Origin of the sequence: Actinacidiphila guanduensis (genome assembly GCF_900103985.1) — a bacterium.
In the GTDB taxonomy this organism is placed as follows: Bacteria; Actinomycetota; Actinomycetes; order Streptomycetales; family Streptomycetaceae; genus Actinacidiphila; species Actinacidiphila guanduensis.
The window spans coordinates 250170-271507 of sequence record NZ_FNIE01000007.1; the positions used below are offsets into that span (position 1 = coordinate 250170).

A 21338-nucleotide genomic window follows, 5' to 3' on the forward strand; every position below is an offset into this window, starting at 1 on the left:
GATCAGTCCTCCCCCAGGAAGCCGCTGCGGCGGCGCATCAAGAGCGCGGTGAACGCCATCGCGAGCACGAAGAGCACCAGTGCGACGACGCAGGCCGAGCCGTAGTCGAACCGCTGGAAGCCCAGGTTGTAGACGAGTTGGGGCAGGGTGAGGGTGGAGCGGTCGGGGTAGCCGGGCTCGAACTGCTGGCCGGAGTTGCCGATGATCCCCGAGGCGACCTTCCCGGCCACGAGCGGCTGCGTGTAGTACTGCATGGTCTGGATCACCCCGGTGACGACCGCGAACGTCACGATGGGCGAGATGTTGGGCAGGGTGACGTAGCGGAAGCGGTGCCAGGCCCCGGCGCCGTCCAGTTCGGCCGCCTCGTACTGCTCCTTCGGCACGTCGAGCAGGGCGGCCATGAAGATGACCATCAGGTCGCCGATGCCCCATAGGGCCAGCACGGTCAGCGCCGGCTTGGACCAGTGCGGGTCGGTGAACCAGCCGGGGGCGGGGATGCCGATGCCGCCCAGGATGTGGTTGACCGGCCCGGTGCCGGGGTTGAGCAGGAAGACGAACGCCATCGTGGCGGCGACCGGCGGGGCGAGGTAGGGCAGGTAGAAGGCGGTGCGGAACAGGCCCGCGCCGGTCTTGATCTTCGTGATCAGCAGCCCGATGCCGAGGCCGAAGACGACCCGCAGGGTGACCATCACCACGACGAGCCACAGGGTGTTGCGCAACGCGGGCCAGAACAGCGGGTAGTCGCGGAAGACATAGGACCAGTTCTTCCCGCCGCTCCAGGTCGGCGCGTCGAACCCGTTGTAGTGCATGAAGGAGAAGTAGACGGTGGAGACCAGCGGGTAGGCGAAGAACACCGAGAACCCGATGATCCACGGGGAGAGGAACGCGAGGTTCCGCAGCGCGGCTTTCCGGCGCCGGGCGCGCAATTGGGGGTGGACGGCGCTCATCAGCGGGCCTGCGCGATGTCCTTGTCGACCTGCCGGTCCACGCCCGCCAGGCCCGCGGCCAGGTCCTTCGCCTTGCCCGACTCGAAGTCGTAGCCGAAGTCCTGGAGGGTGACCTGGTAGGCGCCGCCGTTGACGCTCGGCGGGGTGGTGGTGCTCAGCGGGTCCTGCGCGATGTCGATGAAGGTGCGGAAGGCCGGGTCGGGGTCCAGCTTCGGGGACTTCAGCGCGGCCAGCGTGGAGGGCACGTTGTGGATGGCGTTGGCGAAGGAGACCACGGCGTCGGTGTCGGTGGTCATGAACTTCACCAGCTGCCAGGCGGCGTTCTTCTTCGCGCTGGTGTTCGCGATGCCGACGACGGTGCCGGTGATGTAGCCCTTGCCGTAGGTGCTCGCCTGGTCGTCGGGGACGGGGAAGGGGGCGACGCCGAGGTCGTCGGCGCCGGCGTCGCGGGCCATGCCGAGCCGCCACTCGCCGTCGATGCCCATGGCGACCTGCCCGGTGTGCAGCGGGTTCTTGGCGCCGAACTCGTCACCGAAGGTGTTGCGGTACTTCTCCAGCTTGGCGAAGCCGCCGAGGGACTTCACCAGCTTCTGCTGCCAGGTGAACATCGCGGCGAAGCCGGGGTCCTTGGCGACCTGCGACTTGCCGTGGGCGTCGAAGTACTTCACGCCCCACTGGGCGGCCAGGTGGCCGGGGGTGGACTCGTAGCCGTGGAAGTCCGGCATGAAGCCGAGTTGGGAGTAGGAGCCGCCGGTGGACTTGGTCAGCTCGACCGCGTCCTTGTCGAACTCCGAGAGGGTCCTGGGGGGACGGGTGATGCCGGCGGCGGCGAACTCCTTCTTGTTGTAGTAGAGCCCGTAGGCGTCGCCGAGCAGCGGCAGGGTGCAGCGCTTGCCCTGGTACTGGGTGTACTCCAGCATCGGTTTCGGGAAGGTCTTCGCCGGGTCGATGCCGTCCTTGGCGAGGAAGGGCGCGAGGTCCGCGAAGGCGCCCGAGGAGCAGAACTGGCCGACGTTGTCGGTGGTGAAGGAGGAGACGACGTCGGGGGCCTTGCTGCCGCCCGCGCGCAGCGCCTGGTTGATCTTGTCGTCGGTGATGTTGCCCTGCACCTTGACGTGGATGTTGGGGTGCAGCTTCTCGAACCGGGCGACGTTGTCGTTGATCGCCTTCAGCTCGTTCGGCGCGGACCAGCCGTGCCAGAAGGTGATCGTGACGTCCTTGGTGGCGTCGTCCGTGGCACCGGACGAGTTCTGACCGGTGCACGCGCTCGCGAGCAGGGCGATCGCGGTGGCGGCCGCCGCGGCCGCGGCCTTCGTGAGTCGGGACACTGCGCTTTACCTCCGGGAGGTCGGTGGGGACGTGCAGAGGGTGTGCGGGTCCGGCGGGACGGCGGCGGGGCCGTTCCGCTGGGTACGGGCGGTGCGGGGTTCTGGGGGTGGTGGACGTCAGCGCGAGGTGTCGAACACCTCGTCGCGGGTGGTGAGCAGCGCGCTTTCCAGGGCGCCGGTCAGGACGGGGTGGAGTTCGACGGTGCCGAGCACCAACCGGGGCCGGGGGACGGCGAGTTCGGCGAGCTCGGACTGGATCGCGGCCCGCAGCGGCTCACCGCCGGCGATCGTCACGTTCCCGGCCAGCACGATGAGTTCGGGGTCGAGGACGGCGACGATGGAGGCGAGGCCGACGGCGTGGCCGGTGGCGCAGCGGGCCAGCAGTTCGGCGTGGGGGCCGCCCTCGGTGTGGTGGGCGGCGGCCTGGCAGAGGAGTTCGGTGGCGGCGTCGGCGAGGTTGCCGTCCGGCCGGGGGAGGCCCAGTTCCTCGGCGATGCGCAGCACCGCGGTGCAGCCGGCCAGTTCCTGGAAGCCGCCGTTGTTGGCCTTGGCGACGTTGCGCACCAGCGGGGTGCCCGGCACCGGCAGGAAACCGACCTCGCCGGCGCCGCCGGTCCAGCCGCGGTGCAGCCGGCCGTTGATGACGAGGGCGGCGCCGATGCCCTCCTCGTTCCACAGCAGCACGAAGTCGTCGTGGCCGCGGGCGGCGCCGATGCGCTGCTCGGCGACGGCCGCGAGGTTCACGTCGTTGTCGTACTCCAGCGGCATCGGCAGCGCGGCGGCCAACTCGTCGAGCAGGGTGGGGGAGTGCCAGCCGGGCAGGTGGCTGGCGTAGCGCAGCCGGCCGGTGCTGGGGTCGAAGGCGCCCGGGGTGCCGATGACCACGCGGTGCAGGTCGGCGCGGCTCAGCCCGGCGGCCTTCACGGCGCCGTCGAGCGCCTGGACGACCTGCTCGACGGTGCTGCCGGCGCGGTGGTGCGGGGTGGGCAGCCGGAAGCTGCCGACGGTGCGGCCGGTGATGTCGGCGACGGCGGCCCTGATCCGTTCGGCGTTGACGTCCAGGCCCGCGACGTGGGCGGCCGCCGGGTTCACCGAGTAGAGCTGGGCGTTGGGCCCGGGGCGGCCGGCGGTGGTGCCGGTGGCGAGCACGAGCCCGGCGGCCTCCAGCCGGGCCAGCAGCTGGGAGGCGGTCGGCTTGGACAGTCCGGTGAGCTTGCCGATCCGGGTGCGGGAGAGGGTGCCGTGCTCCAGCAGGAGGTCGAGCGCGGCGCGGTCGTTCATCGCGCGCAGCACGCGCGGCGTTCCGGGGGTGCCAGCCATGCGCGCCATCCTCCCTCACTCCACTGTTAGGAAAGTTTCCTATTTTCGAACGACAAGTTAGGCCCGCCGTCACGGACCCGTCAAGAGGCGCACCCCCGCCTTCGCCCAAGTCGTTACCGGGCGGGTCCGGCGGTCAGGAGGGCCCGGGACCTGGGAGGGCGGGGGTGGTGGCGTGCCGGGGGCGAGGGGCGAGGGGCGAGGGGCGAGGGGCGAGGGGCGAGGGGCGAGGGGGTGCGGGGAGCGCGGGAGCGCGGGAGCGCGGAGGGCCGCTGCCGGCCGGGGGCGGTCTGCCGATCGGCGGGGAGCGCCGGTTCGGTTACTCGGCGGGAGGCGCCGGAGGCGCGGGAGGGACCGGCCCCGTCTGCCCGCCCGGCCCGCTCTGCCCGCCCTGCCCGGTCTGCGGCACCGGGGCGGCAGCGGCGGCGGGCGCCTCGGCCTGGGGCGGGATCGCCGCCGCCGTGGGGCCGCCGGTGATGACGATGCCCTCGTGGTCGAACGCGCGCTTGATGCGCCAGCGCAGCTCGCGGGCGACCGCGGCCGACTGCCCCGGCATGGTGCGGGCCTGGACCGTGATGACCACGGACTCCGCCGAGACCGACTCCAGGCCGAGCACCTTGGCCGGCTCCCACAGCTGTTCGTCCCAGGGCGAGTCCTTGGCCATCACTTCGACCGTCTCGGAGATCACCTTGCGGGCGTGCTCCAGGTCCTCGCCCGCGCCCACCTGGACGTCCACCAGCGCCGTGGCCCAGCCCTGGCTCAGGTTGCCGATCCGCTTGACCTCGCCGTTGCGCACGTACCAGATCTCGCCGTCGTCGCCGCGCAGCTTCGTCACCCGCAGCCCGACCTCGATCACCGTGCCGGAGGCGACCCCGGCGTCGATCACGTCGCCGACGCCGTACTGGTCCTCCAGGATCATGAACACCCCGGACAGGAAGTCCGTGACCAGGTTGCGGGCGCCGAAGCCGATCGCCACGCCCGCGACCCCGGCGCTGGCCAGCAGCGGGGCCAGGTTGATCTTCAGCACCGACAGCACGGTGAGCGCGGCCGTGCCCATGATCAGGAAGGACGCCACGCTGCGCAGCACCGAGCCGATCGCCTCGCTGCGCTGGCGCCGCCGCTCGGCATTGACCAGCAGCCCGCCCAGCGTGGTGCCCGCGGCCGCCTCGGCGCCCCGGTTCATCCGGTCGATCAGCCGGCTCAGGGTGCGCCGCACCACCGTCCGCAGCACCAGCGCGATCGCCACGATGAGGATGATCCGCAGGCCGGCGGTCACCCACCCCGCCCAGTTGTCGTCCACCCAGGAGCTGGCCTGGGCGGCGGTACGGGGCACGTCGTCGAGCGGCGTGGAAGCGCCGGGCGTCGCGGTGGACACGGGACCAAGACCTCCTGGAAGTGCGAAGCCTCCAATCTAACGGCGCCGCGGGCCGCGCTTTGATGCCGTCTTGTTGCCCGCGGCAGGAGCGGAAGGCCGCCATACGGGGGATGCATGGAGACAACAGCGGTGTTGGTGGAAGTGGGCGGTAGGTGAACGAGCCCGAAAGTGTGGTCCAAAACACCCTCGGTCCGTTACCCGGGCATGGTGGCGCGTCAGGGCGCCTTCCGGAGAGACTGAGGCCAGAACGTCCCGGCGCGAGCCACGCGCCGCCGGCGCCTAAGGAGGCATCCGTGCCGCATGTCCTGGTCCTGAACGCGTCGTACGAGCCGCTCGGCGTCGTACCGCTCCGCCGCGCGCTCGTCCTCGTGCTCAACAACAAGGCCGTGTGCCTGGAGGAATCCGGCGCCTACCTGCACAGCGAGACCCAGGCGCTGCCCGCGCCGAGTGTCGTGAAACTCACCAAGTTCGTCCGCGTCCCCTTCCGGGGCACGGTGCCGCTCACCCGGCGCGCCCTGTTCGCCCGCGACGGCGGCAAGTGCGCGTACTGCGGGGCGGCCGCCACCAGCGTCGACCACGTCATCCCGCGCAGCCGGGGCGGCCAGCACGCCTGGGACAACGTGGTGGCGGCGTGCAGACGCTGCAACCACGTCAAGGCGGACCGCCACGTCGCCGAGCTGGGGTGGCGGCTGCGCCATCAACCGGCGCCGCCGTCGGGCCTGGCCTGGCGGATCATCGGGACCGGACACCGGGACCCGAGGTGGCTGCCATATCTGCAACCCTTCGGCGCGGACGACGCCCTGGCCCGGATCGACGGCATATCAGCCTGAGATCCGGGCTTTCGTGTGTTTCGGCGGTGCCCCTGACCAGCGGATTCGCGCGGCGGGGGCACCAATGCCGGTCGGTGCGGCGCGCCCGGCCGCCGATCGGGCCGGACGCGTGCCCGAGACCCCTGCGGGCCGGTGGGTGCCACTCAGGTGTCGTAGACCGTGGACCGGTGCCCGATGTGCACGACCCACACGATCAATTCGCCGTTGTCGACGGTGTAGATGACCCGGTAGTCGCCGACGCGCAGGCGACGGCGTTCAGGCTGGGATACGAGAGCGGTAGTGCTGAATCCGAGAGGGTCGCTCTCCAGTTCCGTCAGCTTGGCGAGGATGCGAAGCGCTGTCTCCCGGGGGACCTTCCGGAGTTCGGCCTGGGCCTCCGGCCGGAAGACGGTGCGGTACTTACTCACTGCGCGCGAGCGTCTCCCTCATGACGTCCTCGATCGGGACACCGGGCGACCTGTCCGCCATCCGCTCGTCGATGATGCGGTTGATCTCGCGCTCTTCCCACTGCTGGTACTTGCGCAGGACCTCGATCGACACCACGGCGGCCACTTCCTTGCCCCGGCGGGTGATGACGGTGGGCTGATCGTCACGGTCGGCCCGGTCGACGACTTCGGCCAGGTGCGCGCGGACATCGCGGATGGACTCTATGGGCATCTGCGTCATGGCTCGATGGTACCAAGTGACGCATGTGTACACAGTCGGCTTCGCTGGAGGGAGGGAAGCCTGCCGTCGCTCCTGCGGGCGCTGCCCGCCCGGGCCCCCGTCTCACCGGGTGACGGCGTACGCCTCGATGCCGTACAGCGAGTACCCGTAGCGGGTGGCCCGCCGGGTGCCCTGGATGCGCAGGTAGCGGGTGGCGACGGGGGAGTCGAGCCACAGCTCGCTGTTGCCGCCCGAGCCGTCGGTGACCGCGGCCGCGGTGTGCCACGTCACCCCGTCGGAGGACGTCTGCACCTCGTAGCCCGACGCGTACGCCGCCTGCCAGTGCAGCACCACCCGGCCCACCACGGCCGGCGCGGGCAGCTCGACCTGCACCCAGGCCCGGTCGTCCACCGGGGAGGACCAGCGGGTCGACGGGTTGCCGTCGGCGACGTAGGAGGCCGGGAAGTCCGGCGTCTCGTTGCCCGAGGACGTCGCCCGGCTGCCGGGCACCAGGTCGGGCCCACCGGTACGCGGGTGGGCGCGGACGGCGACGGTGCGCTCCACGGTGCGCCCGGCCACGGTGAACCGCACCGGCACGGTGTACGTCCCCGGCGCCGTCCCCGCGGGCACGGCCACCCGCAGCGGCACGGACACGGTGGCGCCCCTGCGCACGGTGACCGAGGCGGGCGCGGTCACCGTGACGGGGCCCTTCGCCGAGCTGCCGCCCGCCGCGACCACCGCCTCGGTGTCGCGCGGCAGTCCCGAGGCCACCTCGGCGGTGACCGTCGCCGCGGGGCCCCCGGCCTCGGCGTCCACCTCGGAACCCGACAGCGACACCCGGGGCGCCCCGGTGAACCACGGCACGACCTCGCGCACCCCGTCACCGTCCGACAGCCGCACGGAGTCGGCGAGCACACCCGCGGGCAGCTCGGCCCAGCCGCCGGGCCGCACCGTGCCGAGCGTGTGCCAGCCCGCGTTCGGCCCGCTCGGCACGTGCACCTGCACGGTCACCGGCTCGGGGTCGGGCAGCGGGTCGGGCGGGACGACCTTCCAGCCGGAGTCCGGCGGCCCGGGCGGCGGCTCGGGCGCCCGGCCGCCGGTGGCGGGCCCGGCGGCCACGCTCACGGTGTCCAGCAGCCGGGCCCCGCCGAAGTCCACCGTCAGCGGCCCGGGACCGGCGGCCGTGCCGAGGTCGCCGTCGACCGCGGCGGAGGCGTGCGGTCCGCCCGAGGCGGTGGGCCCGCCTCGCCCGGCCACGGAGACGGCGAACTCCCGCACGGTCACCGCGCCGGGCTGGGTGCCGGTGGCCCGCAGCCGGATCTGCCGGGCGGTGGTGCCGGCCGGCAGCGCGGCGGTGATCACGGCCCGGTCGTGGTAGGTGCCGATCTTCCGCCACCCGGCGCCGTCGTCGTCTGAGATCTCCAGCACCGCGTCGTGCAGGAAGTCGTCGGAGCCGCTGCCGTCGCCCATGGCGATCCGCACGGAGTCCACCGGGCGGGAGGCGCCCAGGTCCACACCGAAGGAGTCGTCCGGCTGCGGGGCGGCCGCGCTCGACCAGGCGGTGGCGTCCTTGCCGTCGACCATCGCCGAGGGGTCGCTGCCGCGCCCCGAGGCCATGGAGGTCGTCGCGGTGCGGCCGTCGGAGCGCAGCCCGGTCCAGGCGTCGCCCTCGTCCACGGCCCGGTCCAGGAAGCCGTCGAGGGTCTGCTCGCCGACCTTCGCGGTGCCCTGGGCGAGGTCGGCGCGCTCCTTGTCCAGCGACTGCCGGGCCTGCCAGGCGGCGGCGCCGTCCCCGCGGGCCTGGGCCACCAGCATGTCCACCGCGTCCGCGCCCGCGGCCCCGTAGGCCGAGAGCCGGTCCAGCCAGGGCCGCACCTCGCCGCCGAATGTGCCGTCGGCCAGGCCCTCCAGGGCGGTCGGCGAGGTGCGCATCACCGAGAAGGCGTCCCGCAGCCGGCTCGCCGCGGTGGTCAGCCGCGCGGGGTCGGCGCCCTCCAGCGCCGCCCAGAACTCCTTGACCAGCGGCTGCAGATACGCGGACTCCTGGCCGCCGAGCGCGGAGGACTCCTCGTTGCCGGCCAGTGCCCGCAGCGCCGCCTCGGCCTTCGGGTCGCCGCCCGCCAAGTCGTCGATCGCGGCCTGCCAGGACGCCTGGGGGTCGTAACCGCGCGGATTCCAGGCGTAGTCGGCAGCGGTGAACAGCGGGATGCGGGAGGCCGCGGGCTGCTGCATGCCGGCCGCCACGACACCCGCGGACACCGTGGCCACGGCCGGCTCGCGGCCGGTGTAGGGGCCGAGGAAGAGCCGGCCGGGCGCGAAGTCGTTGACCGGGTAGTTGTCCTCGGTCAGCAGCGGGTGGCGCAGCGCGGCCCGGGCGCCCGCCACCTGGGCGCCGGTGATGGTCTTCGGCAGGACCCCAACGCCGGTCCAGGCGACCTCGACGGCGGGGTCGAGGTCGGAGGCCAGCGCGGTGCGGTAGGGCGTGGCGCCGTCCTGGTAGAACTCGGTGGGCAGCAGGGAGACCTCGGGGCCGCCCGCCGAGGGGACGCCGTACTTCGCCCACAGGTAGGCCGCCGCCCGGTTGGTCACCTTGGCCTGCGCGCGCGCCGCGGCGTCCGGACCGGAACCGAAGGCCGCCTCGTCGGCGGAGCAGTGCCACTCGCTGTAGCTGACGTCCTGGAACTGCAGCTGGAACGCCCGCACACCCAGCGCCCACATGGCATCGAGCTTCTTCTCCAGGGCGCGCACGTCCGCATCGGAGGAGAAGCACATCGCCTGCCCGGGGGCCACCGCCCACTCCAGGGTGACGTGGTCCTGCCGCGCCCGCTGCGCCAGCGCCCTGAAGTCCGCGCGCTGGGCGGCCGGATAGGGCTCCTTCCACTGCGCCTGGCGGTAAGGGTCGTCACCCGGGGCGTACAGGAAGCGGTTCTGCTTGGTGCGGGCGAGGAAGTCCAGTTGGGACAGGCGCTGGGCCTGCGTCCAGGGCACGCCGTAGAAGGACTCGGCCACCCCGCGGACGGGGGAGGTCGGCCAGTCGCGCACCACGGCCGCCGCGAAGCCGTGCTCGCCGCCATGGACGGCGGCCAACTGCCGCAGTGTCTGGGCGGCGTGGAAGAGGCCGTCGTCCCCGACGCCGGCCAGCGCCACGGTGCGGCCGGAGACGGCCAGCCGGTAGCCGCCCGACGGCAGGTCGCCGGCCGCGGGGGCGCCCAGCCGCTCCAGCGGCCCCTCGGCGGAGCTGTCCCCGGCGTAGACGGTCAGGCCGGGGCCCGGCGCGCTCGCGCGGACGACCTGCCGCGCGCCGGCGTCCTTGAGCGCCTGCTCGATCACCTGGAGCGCGTACGGGTCGGCGTCCGAGTCGGCCACCAGGGTCACTTGGGAGGTGACGGGTGCGAACAGCCCGCCGGTGCGCATCGATTGGGGCTTGGGCCACACCGCGGGGGTGGTCTGCCCCTGGGCGTCGGGGGCCGACGTGGCCGTGGGGGACACCGGGGACACGGGCGCGGTCGGTCCGTCCGCCCAGGCCGGAACCTGGCCGAGCCAGCCGCCCACCACGGTGGCGACCACCGCCACAGCGGAACTCCTCCGCAGCACGTTTGCCTCCCGTGCCCCAACCGCACCGGTCCTACGCCGGATCGTGAGCCCATCACCTGCCGCCGGTGCGTGTCAACGGCCGCCGGGCGTCTTTCCGGCATCCGGCGGACGTGGCACGGCGTCACCCGGGTGACCTACGGGCGACTTGGGCTCCTTGGCGGCGAACTGCCCACAGCCCTGGGCCCTTTGGCGCGCGAATCCCGCACATATTCGGATGAGCGCACCATGGGTGCTCTGGGACCATCGGCCAGGTGCGAACACCGCAGTACGAGACCCATGTGACCGTGCCCTGCGCCACTTCCGGGGAGTGGGAGCGGCTGGCCGCCTGGGCGGCCGGGCAGGGGGTCAAGGCCACCCGTATCGTGCTCGCCCGCGGGCGCGTCCCCAGTCAGCCGATGCTCACCGTGCGGGGCGGCGCCGGCCTGGCCGGACACCGCGCCGGGGCCGCGGAGTTGCAGGCGCGGCTGCGTGCGGCCGGCTTCCGCGTCGTACGAGTGAAGACCGAGACGGAGCCCTGGGCGCCCCAGGCCCCGCAGGAGGACGCGGACGCGGCGGCGGAGGGCACCTACTTCGAGCACCACGTGAAGCTGGCGCTGCCCGGGGACTTCGACCGCGAGCGGCTGCTGGCCGCGGTACGCCCGCACGGCGCCCACCTGTCGTGGAACGCCCGCCGGGTCACGGGCCGCGGCCGCCACGAGCGGTTCGTGACGCAGCGCTGCCACGGCGTGGGGGCGCGCACGGCGGGCGGCCGCCTGGCCGCTCTGCTGGCGGAGCTGACCGGCTGTTCCGCCTCGGCGGACGGGGGACACGAGGTGCTGGCGGTGGAGCGGGAGTTCGTGCTCTACGACAGCGACCTGTCGGTGGACGAGGGGTGGATCGAGCCGGGAGCCGGTGCTGGTGCTGAATCCGGTGCGGGCACAGGTGCCGGTATCGGTCGGACCGTCCGATGAGATGCCGAGCGGACGACACGGGGGAGACGACATGAGCGACACGGGCGGGACCATGGGCGAGAACGGCGAGAACGGCGAGAACGGCGAGAACGGCGAGAACGGCGAGAACGGCGAGAACGGCGAGAACGGGGACGGGACGGCGGGTGGGACGGTGCCCGGGCCCGACGGGCAGGGCGGTGCCCCAAGTGGCGCGTCCCGCAACGACCCCTGGGCCCGCTACCGCTTCCCCGGCAGCCCCGACAGCGGCGAGGAGACGCCCGCGCAGCGCGACCGGCGATACCGGGAGCTGCCCCGCACCGTCCTGCCGAGCCAGGACCCCGGCATCCGTCAGGGGCTCGCCTTCGACCCCGCGCTCAAGCACTTCACCACCGCCTTCCGGGTGGCCGAGCCGACGTTCGATGACCCCGCGGCGGCCGCGCCCTGGCACGCCGCGCGCCGGGCGGCCCTGGACACGGTGCTCGCCGGTGTGGTCGAGGGCGGCTACCGCGACGCCCTCGTGCTGCGCGGCAGCGCGCTGCTCGCGGGCTGGTTCGGCGCGGCGGCGCGCGAGCCGGGCGACCTGGACTTCGTCGTCGTGCCCGCGGACTGGCGGATCGAGGAGGAGCGCACCGACCGGATGCTCGCCGGGATCGCCTCCGCCGCGGCCCGCGTGGGCGCGCGCCTCCCGGAGGGGCCGTCGATCCACGCGGCCGAGGCCCGCTCGGAGTTCATCTGGACGTACGAGCGGGTGCCCGGCCGCCGCATGGTGCTGCCCTGGTCGGCACCGGGGGTGCCCGGCGGCTCGGTGCAGCTTGACTTCGTCTTCGGCGAGCAGCTGCCGGACCCGCCGCGGCCGGCCCGGGTCGCGCTGTCCGGCGCGCCGGGACTGCCCGGCACCGAACTGCTCGCCGCCTCACCGGAGCTGTCGCTCGCCTGGAAGCTCGTCTGGCTCGGCACGGACCTGCACCCGGAGGGCAAGGACCTCTACGACGCGGTGCTGCTGGCCGAGCGCTTCCCGCTGCGCTACGAACTGCTGCAGCAGGTGTTCTGGCTGCTGGAGGAGACGCCCGGCGGCAGCACACTGACGCTGACGCTGGAGGACCTGGAGGAGGCCGTCGGCGCGTACGGCTGGCACCACTTCGCCGAGGAGTACCCCCAGCTGGCGCAGCCCGAGCAGCGGCACTTCGGCGAGCGGCTGCTGGCCGCGGTGCGGCCGGTCTTCGGCCGCTGAACGGTTGCCGGCCGGTGGCGGACGGGGCGCCGACCGGCTGCGGGCAGGCCGCGGAGGGGCGCCGCGCGGGTTGTCCACAGGGTCCCGGCGGGGGAACGGCGCGACATGCGAGGATGGGCGCCTCGCCCGATCAGGCCGGGCGGGGCGGGAACGAGCCGGTGAAAAGGAGTGGGCTGTCGTGGCGGGTACGAACCTCACACGTGTGGAGGCGCAGGAGCGGGCGCGCCTGCTCTCGGTGGACAGGTACGACATCGAGCTCGACCTGAGCGGTGCCCAGGAGGGCGGCACCTTCCGCTCGGTCACCACCGTGCGCTTCGAGGCCCGCGAGGCCGGCTCCACCTTCATCGACCTGGTGGCCCCCGCCGTCCGCGAGGTGGTGCTCAACGGGCGCACCCTCGACCCGGCCGAGGTCTTCGCCGACTCCCGGATCGCCCTGGCCGACCTGCCGGCCGGGCCCTGCGAGCTGCGCGTGGTCGCCGACTGCGCCTACACCAACACCGGCGAGGGCCTGCACCGGTTCGTCGACCCGGTGGACGACCAGGCGTACCTCTACACGCAGTTCGAGGTGCCCGACGCCCGCCGGGTCTTCGCCAGCTTCGAGCAGCCGGACCTCAAGGCCGTCTTCGCCTTCACCGTCAAGGCCCCGGCCGGCTGGACCGTGGTGTCCAACTCGCCGACGCCCGAGCCGCCGGCCGACGGCGTGTGGGTCTTCGAGCCCACCCCGCGCATCTCCACGTACATCACGGCGATCATCGCCGGCCCCTACACGGCGGTGCACAGCACCTGGGAGGGGGAGGGCCGCAGCGTCCCCCTGGGCATCTACTGCCGGCCGTCGCTCGCCGAGCACCTGGACGCCGAGGCGCTCTTCGAGGTCACCCGCCAGGGCTTCGACTGGTTCCACGAGAAGTTCGCCCACCCGTACCCGTTCGCCAAGTACGACCAGCTCTTCGTCCCGGAGTTCAACGCCGGCGCGATGGAGAACGCGGGCGCGGTCACCATCCGCGACCAGTACGTCTTCCGCTCCAAGGTCACCGACTCCGCCTACGAGCTGCGCGGCGAGACCGTGCTGCACGAGCTGGCCCACATGTGGTTCGGCGACCTGGTCACCATGGAGTGGTGGAACGACCTGTGGCTGAACGAGTCGTTCGCCACCTACACCTCCATCGCCTGCCAGGCGCACGCCCCCGGCTCGCGCTGGCCGCAGGCGTGGACCACCTTCGCCAACACCATGAAGACCTGGGCCTACCGGCAGGACCAGCTGCCCTCCACCCACCCGATCATGGCGGAGATCAACGACCTGGACGACGTCCTGGTCAACTTCGACGGCATCACCTACGCCAAGGGCGCCTCGGTGCTCAAGCAGCTCGTCGCCTACGTGGGGATGGACGCGTTCTTCGCCGGCGTGCAGACGTACTTCCAGCGGCACGCCTGGGGCAACACCCGCCTGACCGACCTGCTGGGCGCCCTGGAGGAGACCTCCGGCCGCGACCTGAAGACCTGGTCCAAGGCGTGGCTGGAGACCGCCGGGATCAACGTGCTGCGCCCGGAGATCGAGACGGGCGCCGACGGCACCATCACCTCCTTCGCCGTCCGCCAGGACGCCCCCGACCTGCCGGCGGGCGCCAAGGGCGTGCCGGTGCTGCGCCCGCACCGCATCGCGATCGGCGCCTACGACCTGGTCGACGGCCGGCTGGTGCGCACCCGCCGGGTCGAGCTGGACGTCGACGGCTCGCACACCGACGTCCCCGAGTTCGCCGGCACCCCCCGTCCCGCCGTGGTGCTGCTCAACGACGACGACCTCTCCTACGCCAAGGTCCGCCTCGACGAGCAGTCCCTGGCCGTGGTCCGCGACCACGTCGGCGACTTCGCCGAGTCGCTGCCGCGCGCCCTGGTCTGGGCGGCCGCCTGGGACATGACGCGCGACGGCGAACTCGCCACGCGCGACTACCTGGAGCTGGTGCTGCACGGCATCGGCAAGGAGTCCGACATCGGCGTGGTGCAGTCGCTGCACCGGCAGGTCAAGCTCGCCCTCGACCTGTACGCGGACCCGGCCTGGCGGGACAGCGGCCTGGCCCGCTGGACGCAGGCCGCCCTGGAGCACCTGGAGGCCGCCGCCCCCGGCAGCGACCACCAGCTCGCCTGGGCGCGGGCGTTCGCCGTCACCGCCCGCACCCCGGAGCAATTGGACATCCTGCAGGGCCTGCTGGAGGGCACCCGCTCCTACGAGGGCCTGGCCGTGGACACCGACCTGCGCTGGGCCCTGCTCAACCGCCTCGCGGCCACCGGCCGGGTGGGCGAGGAGGCGATCGAGGCCGAGCTGGTCCGCGACGCGACCTCGGCCGGCGAGCAGCACGCCGCCGCCGCGCGGGCCGCCCGCCCCGGCGCGGCGAACAAGGCCGCGGTGTGGGCCTCCGTGGTCGAGGACGACAAGCTGCCCAACGCGGTGCAGGAGGCCGTCATCGGCGGCTTCGCACAGCCGGACCAGCGCGAGGAGCTGGCGCCTTACACCGAGCGGTACTTCGCGGCCGTGAAGCAGGTGTGGGAGAGCCGCAGCCACGAGATGGCCCAGCAGATCGTGGTCGGCCTCTACCCCGCGCTCCAGGTCTCGCAGGCCACCCTGGACGCCACCGACGCCTGGCTGGCCTCCGCGCAGCCGCCGCCGGCCCTGCGCCGCCTGGTGGTGGAGAGCCGCTCGGGCGTGGAGCGCGCGCTGAAGGCCCAGGCGGCGGACGCCCGCCTGTCGGCGTAAGGAGCGGCACCGAGAAGAACGGCCCCGTCCCGGGCCGCCGCGAGGAGCGGTGGCGCCGGGACAGGGCCGCTGTGCTTCGCGCGAGTGTCGTACTCGGGCCGCAGGGGCCGGGCGCGGCCCGTCACGGCCGCCGGGGCCCGGCGGCCCGCTGCCTCGGCGGCCCGGGCCGTGGTGCCGCCCGCGGGCGCAGCCCCGGGGATGCACGACGACCCCGCCACCGGGCGGTGGCGGGGTGCGGGCGGGCTCGCCGGAGCGCGCCGCGGGGCCCCGCGGCGCGAGCGTCAGCGCTTGGGGGAGCGGTCCGTGACGATGACCAGGCCCGCGATGATCGCGAACAGCGCGATGGGGATGCCGACGAAGAGGCCGAGGGTCTGGGCCACGCTGAGACCGGAGCCCGGGTCGTCGCCCTGGTCGCGGATGAGGGCGAACGCCGGGGACGACATGAGCAGCATCACCGTGGTGCCGATGGTGACGACCCCGGCCCGCTGCAGCTTCTTGGTCAGCTTCTTGTCCACGCCCTCAATGTAGTGACCGCCCCCGCGGGCCGCGCGCGCGGGGTCCCCCTACGGGCGCGTCGCGAGCGCGCGCCGGACCTCCTCGGCCAGGGCGTGCAGCCGCGGGGAGGCCGCCAGTTGCTCCAGGGCGAGCGGCCGTCCGTCCGGCCCGGCCACCGGCAGCCGCCAGTTGGGGTACTCGTCGGAGGTCCCCGGCAGGTTCTGCGGGCGGCGGTCGCCGACCCCGTCGGGCAGCCAGATCCCCACCATCCGGGCCGGCGTGCTCGCCAGGAACCGGTGCACGGCGATGACCACGGCCTCCTCGTCGGCGGCGTCGGCCGCGCCCTCGGGCAGCAGCCCGAGCCGGCCGAGCAGCGCGATCCACTCGGCGACCTCGGCGGCGTCCTCGGCCTGCTCCTCGGCCAGCGGCCGGGCCAGCAGCCCGAGCCGGTGGCGCAGCCCGACGTGCTCGCCGGTGAGCCGGGCCGCGGTGCTCGGCAGGTCATGGGTGGTCGCGGTGGCCAGGCACGCCTGCCGCCAGGCGCTCGGCGGAAGGGGGAGGCGGGTGGCGCCGGGCCCGTCGTAGTCGCGCTCGAACCACAGCACGGAGGTGCCCAGGATGCCGCGGTCGGCCAGTTCCTCGCGCACCCCGGGCTCCACCGTGCCCAGGTCCTCGCCGATGACGACGGCCCCGGCCTCGTACGCCTCCAGAGCGAGCAGCCCGAGCATCGCCTCGGGGTCGTAGCGGACGTAGGTGCCCTCGGTGGGCGGGCGGCCCTCGGGCACCCACCACAGCCGGAACAGCCCCATCACGTGGTCCACCCGGACCCCGCCGGCGTGCCGCAGCATGCGCGCGACCAGGTCGCGGTAGGGCGCGTAGCCGGTGGCGGCCAGCGCATCGGGGCGCCAGGGCGGCAGCCCCCAGTCCTGGCCGCGGGAGTTGAAGGCGTCCGGCGGCGCCCCCACCGACATCCCGGCGGCCAGCACGTCCTGCATCGCCCAGGCGTCCGAGCCCGCCGGGTGCACACCGACCGCCAGGTCGTGCACCACGCCCACCGGCATGCCCGCGTCCCGCGCGGCATGCTGGGCGGTGGCGAGCTGGCCGTCGGTGAGCCAGGTCAGCCAGCAGTGGTGGTCCACCCGCTCGCGCAGCTCGCTGCGGGCCCTGGCCACTTGAGGCGAGCGCGGGTCGCGCAGCCCCGCGGGCCAGGCCCGCCAGTCGGGGCCGTGCACCTCGGCGAGCGCCGACCAGGTCGCGTGGTCCTCCAGCGCCTGGCCCTGCGCGGCCAGGAAGTCGGTGTAGGCGGCCTGCCGCCCGGGGCCGAGCGGCACCGCCCGCACCAGGTCCAGCGCCCGCGCCTTGAGCGCCCACACCGCGTCCCGGTCGATCAGCGCGTCCTTGAGCAGCACCTCGTCGCGCAGCGCGGCCGCCTGCCGCAGCAGTGCGGCGGCCTGCTCGCGGGCCTCGGCCCCCAGGTAGGCGTACTCCGGGACCTCCTCGACCCGCAGGTAGACCGGATCGGGGAAGCGGCGCGAGGAGGGGCGGTAGGGCGAGGGGTCGGTGGGCCGGCCGGGCACGGCGGCGTGCAGCGGGTTGATCTGCACGAAACCGGCGCCCAGCGAGCGGCCGGTCCAGGCGGCGAGGTCCGCGAGGTCGGCGAGGTCGCCCATGCCCCAGGAGCGGGCCGACAGCGTGGAGTACAGCTGCGCCATGAAGCCGAAGGTGCGCCCGGCGGGGCCCGGCAGCCGCTCCGGCGCCACCACGAGGTCGCCGACGGCGCCGTGGCCGTCGGCCGCCGTGGCCCGCAGCACATAGCGGCCGGGCACGAGCGGCACCTGCTCCAGCGGCTCGCCGCCGGGACCGGCCACGGTCAGCCGGGTGCCCTCCGGCAGCCGGGCCGCCAGCGTCGGCAGGGTCTCGCGGCCCGCCCGGACCACCGTGCACGGCGGGAGCAGCCGGCGTGCCGCGCGCTGCTCGTAGGCGGCCAGGGCGTCCCTGACGGCGCAGTGGGTGCTCGCGTCCACGCCGAGCGCGGCGAGCACGGCGACGATCGTCTCCTCGGGGACGGGGACCTCCGTGTCCGGGGTCGGCCGGTATGCGGTGTCCACGCCGTACAAGCCGGCAAGCCGTGCCCGGTCCATCGAGCCTCCGTCCTCACATCACGTGCCCACACCCCTACCCCGGGGCACCGCCCTCATATCCCCCTCCTGGCCGGACCCGTGTCCGGCCGGGGCGGGAGCGGAGCCCGCGGACAGCCCGGCCCGTGTGCGGGAATCAGCCGGAGGGCATCGAAAAAGGGGGGGACAACCCCACCGCGGGTACGCCGGGGAGCGTCATTCCGGGGGGTGCCGGGCTCTCCGTAGCGTCGGTGGCGTGGACACAGTGGGCGCCGGGGGCGCAGCCGGGAAAGCAGCCGAAGACGTGAGGGACGCCGGGTACGCGAGGGGCGGTCCGGCCGTCGGGCCCCGCTCCCCCTACGCCGTCGAGTTGCGCGCGGTGCGGCGCACCTACGGGCGCGGTGACGCCGCCGTGCACGCCCTGTGCGGCATCGACCTGGCCCTGCCCCGCGGCAGCTTCACCGCGATGATGGGCCCCTCGGGCTCCGGCAAGAGCACCTTCCTGCAGTGCGCGGCCGGCCTGGACCGGCCGAACGCCGGCGCGGTCCTGCTGGGCGGCGAGGACATCACCGGCCTCGGCGAGAACAAGCTGACCGAACTGCGCCGCAGCCGGATCGGCTTCGTCTTCCAGTCCTTCAACCTGCTGCCGTCCCTGACGGTGCTGCAGAACGTGCTGCTGCCGCAGCGGCTGGCCGGGCAGCGGCCCGACCGGCGGCGGGCGGCCGCGGTACTGGAGCAGGTGGGCCTGGCCGGGCACGCCCGGCGGCGCCCGGGCCAGCTCTCCGGCGGCCAGCAGCAGCGGGTGGCCATCGCCCGGGCTCTGGTGACCAGCCCGGAGGTGGTCTTCGCCGACGAGCCGACCGGCGCCCTGGACACCGCGACCGCTCGCGACGTGCTGGCCCTGCTGCGGCAGGCCGTGGACCGCGCGGGGGCGACCGTGGTGATGGTGACCCACGACCCGGTCGCCGCCTCATACGCGGACCGGGTGGTGTTCCTGGCGGACGGCTTGCTCGCCGGCGAGCTGCGCGACCCCGAACCCGCCGCGGTGGCCGACCGGATGGTCGCCCTCACCTCGGCAGCGACGGGCGGACCGGCGGGGGCGGCGGCGTGAACGGCTTGGCCCGCGCCTCCCTGCGGTTCCGGCCGGCCTCCTTCGCCGGCACCTTCGTCGCGCTGCTCTTCGCCGCCGCCGTGGTCACCGCCTGCGGCGCGCTGCTGCAGACGGGCATCACCGCCCGTGTGCTGCCGGTGCGGTACGCGCACGTGCCGGTCGTGGCCGCGCCCGACCCGTCCGGGCACGTCACCACCGGCCACGGCGACGACCGCGACACCGAGTCCGCACCGCTCACGGACCGGCCGCGCCTGGCCACGGCCCTGGCCGGCCGCATCGCCGCGCGGCCGGGGGTGGCCGCCGCCGTTCCGGACATCGCCTTCCCCGTCCGGAGCGGCCATCTGCCGCCGCTGACCGGCCGCGACTGGTCGGCCCGGCTGATCGAGGGCCCGGCCGGCCGCGGCACGGCGGCGCCCCGTCCCGGCGAGGTCGTCCTGGCCGCCGCGGACGCCCGTGCCGCCCACCTGGCCGCGGGCGGCACTGTCACCCTGACCACGCCTGCCGGCAGCGCCGGCTACCGGATCGCCGCCCTGGCCCCCTCGGGCGCCGACAGCGTCTACTTCGCCGACGCGCAGGCCGGGGTGCTGTCCGGGCACGACGGGCGGGCCGACGCCATCGCCGTCCTCCCGCGGCCGGGCGTGTCCACCGACGCGCTCGCGGACCAGGTCCGCGCGGCCGTCGGCCACGCCGCCCAGGTACGCACCGGGAACGGCAGGGGCGCCGCCGAGCAGCCCGAGTTGGGCTCGGCCAAAGAGCTGCTGGTCGCGATCGGCGGGTCCTTCGGCGGGGTCGCCACCGGCACCGCGGTGTTCGTGGTGATGGGCACGGTGGCGCTCGCCGTGGGCCAGCGGGCCCGGGAGATCGCGCTGCTGCGCGCGCTCGGCGCGACGCCGCGGCAGATCCGCAGGACCGTCGCCACCGAGGCGCTGCTGGTGGCGCCGCTCGCGGGCGCCGCCGGGATCTGGCCGGGCGTGCGGCTCGCGGGCTGGTGGCTGCGGCAGTTGGCGCACCGGGACGCGGTGCCGGCGGGCGTGACGCTGTCGGTGGGCTGGATCCCGATGGTGGCCGCGGTGGGCGCGGGGCTGCTGGCCGCGCTGCTCGCCGGGTACCTGGCCGCGCGCCGCCCGTCGAAGGCCCGGCCGAGCCAGGCGCTGGGGGAGGCAGCCGTGGAGCGGCGCAGGCCCGGCGTGGTGCGCACCGTGCTGGGCGTCGTGGCGCTGGCCGGCGGGGTGGTGCTGGCCGCGGTGGCCGCGCAGGCGTCCGGTGACGACGCGGCCTCCACCGCGCTCGGCGTGGTCTTCTGCTTCATGGTCGCCGTCGCGCTGCTCGGCCCGATCGTCTCGTGGCTCGCCGCCGCCGTGCTCGGGCTGCCGCTGCGCGCCTCGGGCTCGGTGCCGGGGATGCTCGCGGCCGCCAACGCCCGGGCGGCGGCCCGCCGGCTGGCCGCGGCGATCACGCCGATCGTGCTGGTCACCGCGTTCTGCGGCACCCTGCTGGGCATGCAGGGCTCGCTGACGCACACCTCGGCCCGGCAGGTCCGCGACGGGGTGGTCGCCGACCAGGTGGTGGGCTCCTCGGGCGGCGGGCTGCCCGCGGCCGCCGAGCGGCAGGCGGCGGCCGTGCCCGGGGTGGACACCGCGGTCGGTGTGCTGCGCACCGGCGCCCTCGTACGGGTCGGCGGCGGTCTGGACTCGGCGAACCTCCTGGGGGTCTCGGGCGACCCGGCGCGGGTGGGCCGCGTGCTCGACCTCGGTGTGCGCCGCGGCAGCCTCGCCGGACTGACCGCCGACGGCCGCACGGTGGCGGTGGACACGCTGCTGGCCGGCACCGCGCACGCGAAGGTCGGCGGGCGGCTGTCGCTGTGGCTGGGCGACGGCACACAGGTCCGCCCGAAGGTGGTCGCGATCTACTCGCGCGGCCTGGGCCTGGGCCAACTGCTCATGCCACGCGGGGCCGTTGCCGCACACGCCGGCACCGCCTACGACGCCCGGATCCTGGTCCGCGACACCCCTGGCGCCGACCGGGCGGCAGTACGGCGGCAGTTGGCGGCGCTGCCGGTGCCGGGTCTCACCGTCACCGACCGGGCGGGCTACCGGGCCGAGGTGGACAAGGACCTCGAACTCAACGCCTGGTCCAACGAGGTGATGGCCGTGGTGCTCGGCGGCTTCGCCGCCGTGGCCGCCGCCAACACGCTGGTGATGACGGTGCTGGACCGCCGCCGTGAGGTGGCCCTGCTGCGGCTGGCCGGCACCACCCGGCGGCAGGTGCTGGCCATGCTCCGCTGGGAGGCGCTGCTCGTCGCCGTGGCCGGCCTCGCCATCGGCGCGGCCATCGCCTGGGTCACCCTGGGGCCCATCGCCCGCGGCCTGACCGGCTCCTCGCCCTACGTGCCGCCGGGCACGGCGGCGGCCATCGCCGGAGGCGCGGTGCTCCTCGCCCTGGCGGCCACGGGGCTTCCGGCCCGCGCGCTGCTGCGCACCCGGCCCGCGGCGGCGGGGACGGCCCGCGAGTAGCCCGCCGCCGGGCTACGATGGGCGGCTACCGGGCGGCGGCGCCCCGTGACACGCACCGCCGCGGTCCATGCCGCCGAACGCCCCGCTGACGGCCCTTCGTGGCCGGCGGGTGAGCGGTTCCCCACCGGGCGGCGAGCCGCGGATGGACAGCCCGGAA

At 74.6% G+C, this 21338-nt stretch carries 15 protein-coding genes; 6 read left to right on the forward strand and 9 right to left on the reverse strand.

Annotated elements, in window-relative coordinates:
• Window positions 1-2 precede the first annotated feature (2 nt).
• From BLR33_RS17345 to BLR33_RS17360, 4 genes are all read right to left on the reverse strand, one after another.
• Complete coding sequence (locus tag BLR33_RS17345; protein ID WP_093785387.1) at window positions 3-947, reverse strand: carbohydrate ABC transporter permease; 945 nt, start codon at window positions 945-947, stop codon at window positions 3-5.
• Window positions 947-2275, reverse strand: a complete 1329-nt coding sequence (locus BLR33_RS17350) for an ABC transporter substrate-binding protein (protein WP_093785388.1) — start codon at window positions 2273-2275, stop codon at window positions 947-949. The genes BLR33_RS17345 and BLR33_RS17350 overlap by 1 nt, the downstream gene beginning before the upstream one ends.
• 117 nt (window positions 2276-2392) lie before the next feature.
• On the reverse strand, window positions 2393-3604 hold the full coding sequence (locus tag BLR33_RS17355; protein WP_093785389.1) for an ROK family transcriptional regulator: 1212 nt from the start codon (window positions 3602-3604) through the stop codon (window positions 2393-2395).
• A 307-nt stretch (window positions 3605-3911) separates the two neighbouring features.
• Window positions 3912-4967 carry a mechanosensitive ion channel family protein gene (locus BLR33_RS17360; protein ID WP_093785390.1) on the reverse strand — a complete coding sequence of 352 codons (1056 nt, stop codon included), beginning with the start codon at window positions 4965-4967 and terminating at the stop codon, window positions 3912-3914.
• 293 nt (window positions 4968-5260) lie between these two features.
• Between BLR33_RS17360 and BLR33_RS17365 the strand changes: the two genes are divergently transcribed.
• The gene (locus tag BLR33_RS17365; protein ID WP_093785391.1) at window positions 5261-5797 is read left to right on the forward strand and encodes an HNH endonuclease; all 537 of its coding nucleotides are present in this window, start codon (window positions 5261-5263) and stop codon (window positions 5795-5797) included.
• 143 nt (window positions 5798-5940) lie between these two features.
• Here the strand turns inward: BLR33_RS17365 and BLR33_RS17370 are convergent, their stop codons facing one another.
• From BLR33_RS17370 to BLR33_RS17380, 3 genes are all read right to left on the reverse strand, one after another.
• Window positions 5941-6204, reverse strand: coding sequence for a type II toxin-antitoxin system RelE family toxin (locus BLR33_RS17370; protein ID WP_093785392.1), 264 nt, complete (start codon window positions 6202-6204; stop codon window positions 5941-5943).
• Window positions 6197-6463 (reverse strand): type II toxin-antitoxin system Phd/YefM family antitoxin, encoded by a 267-nt coding sequence (locus BLR33_RS17375; protein ID WP_093785393.1) that lies wholly within the window; start codon window positions 6461-6463, stop codon window positions 6197-6199. The genes BLR33_RS17370 and BLR33_RS17375 overlap by 8 nt, the downstream gene beginning before the upstream one ends.
• A gap of 102 nt (window positions 6464-6565) precedes the next feature.
• On the reverse strand, window positions 6566-10015 hold the full coding sequence (locus BLR33_RS17380) for a beta-N-acetylglucosaminidase domain-containing protein (protein WP_245771471.1): 3450 nt from the start codon (window positions 10013-10015) through the stop codon (window positions 6566-6568).
• A gap of 272 nt (window positions 10016-10287) precedes the next feature.
• Here BLR33_RS17380 and BLR33_RS17385 point away from each other — a divergent pair, with 272 nt between their 5' ends.
• From BLR33_RS17385 to pepN, 3 genes are all read left to right on the forward strand, one after another.
• A complete protein-coding gene (locus BLR33_RS17385) occupies window positions 10288-10986 on the forward strand; it encodes a hypothetical protein (RefSeq protein WP_093785395.1) in 699 nt (232 codons plus the stop codon).
• A 31-nt stretch (window positions 10987-11017) separates the two neighbouring features.
• Window positions 11018-12196: a nucleotidyl transferase AbiEii/AbiGii toxin family protein gene (locus tag BLR33_RS17390; protein ID WP_245771490.1), complete on the forward strand. Its 1179-nt coding sequence runs from the start codon at window positions 11018-11020 to the stop codon at window positions 12194-12196.
• 178 nt (window positions 12197-12374) lie between these two features.
• Entirely contained in the window at window positions 12375-14945 is a 2571-nt protein-coding gene (gene pepN / locus BLR33_RS17395) for an aminopeptidase N (protein ID WP_093785396.1), read from the forward strand.
• 281 nt (window positions 14946-15226) lie between these two features.
• On the opposite strand, the gene BLR33_RS17400 is transcribed toward pepN, so the two are convergent.
• A complete protein-coding gene (locus tag BLR33_RS17400; RefSeq protein WP_093785397.1) occupies window positions 15227-15460 on the reverse strand; it encodes a hypothetical protein in 234 nt (77 codons plus the stop codon).
• A gap of 48 nt (window positions 15461-15508) precedes the next feature.
• Window positions 15509-17581 carry a 4-alpha-glucanotransferase gene (malQ, locus tag BLR33_RS17405; protein ID WP_093785398.1) on the reverse strand — a complete coding sequence of 691 codons (2073 nt, stop codon included), beginning with the start codon at window positions 17579-17581 and terminating at the stop codon, window positions 15509-15511.
• 280 nt (window positions 17582-17861) lie between these two features.
• On the opposite strand from malQ, the gene BLR33_RS17410 reads away from it, so the two are divergent.
• Together BLR33_RS17410 and BLR33_RS17415 are read left to right on the forward strand one after the other, a co-directional pair.
• On the forward strand, window positions 17862-18668 hold the full coding sequence (locus tag BLR33_RS17410; protein WP_093785399.1) for an ABC transporter ATP-binding protein: 807 nt from the start codon (window positions 17862-17864) through the stop codon (window positions 18666-18668).
• Window positions 18665-21181 carry an ABC transporter permease gene (locus BLR33_RS17415; protein WP_093785400.1) on the forward strand — a complete coding sequence of 839 codons (2517 nt, stop codon included), beginning with the start codon at window positions 18665-18667 and terminating at the stop codon, window positions 21179-21181. Before BLR33_RS17410 ends, BLR33_RS17415 begins: the two co-directional genes overlap by 4 nt.
• The last annotated feature ends 157 nt before the right edge of the window (window positions 21182-21338 follow it).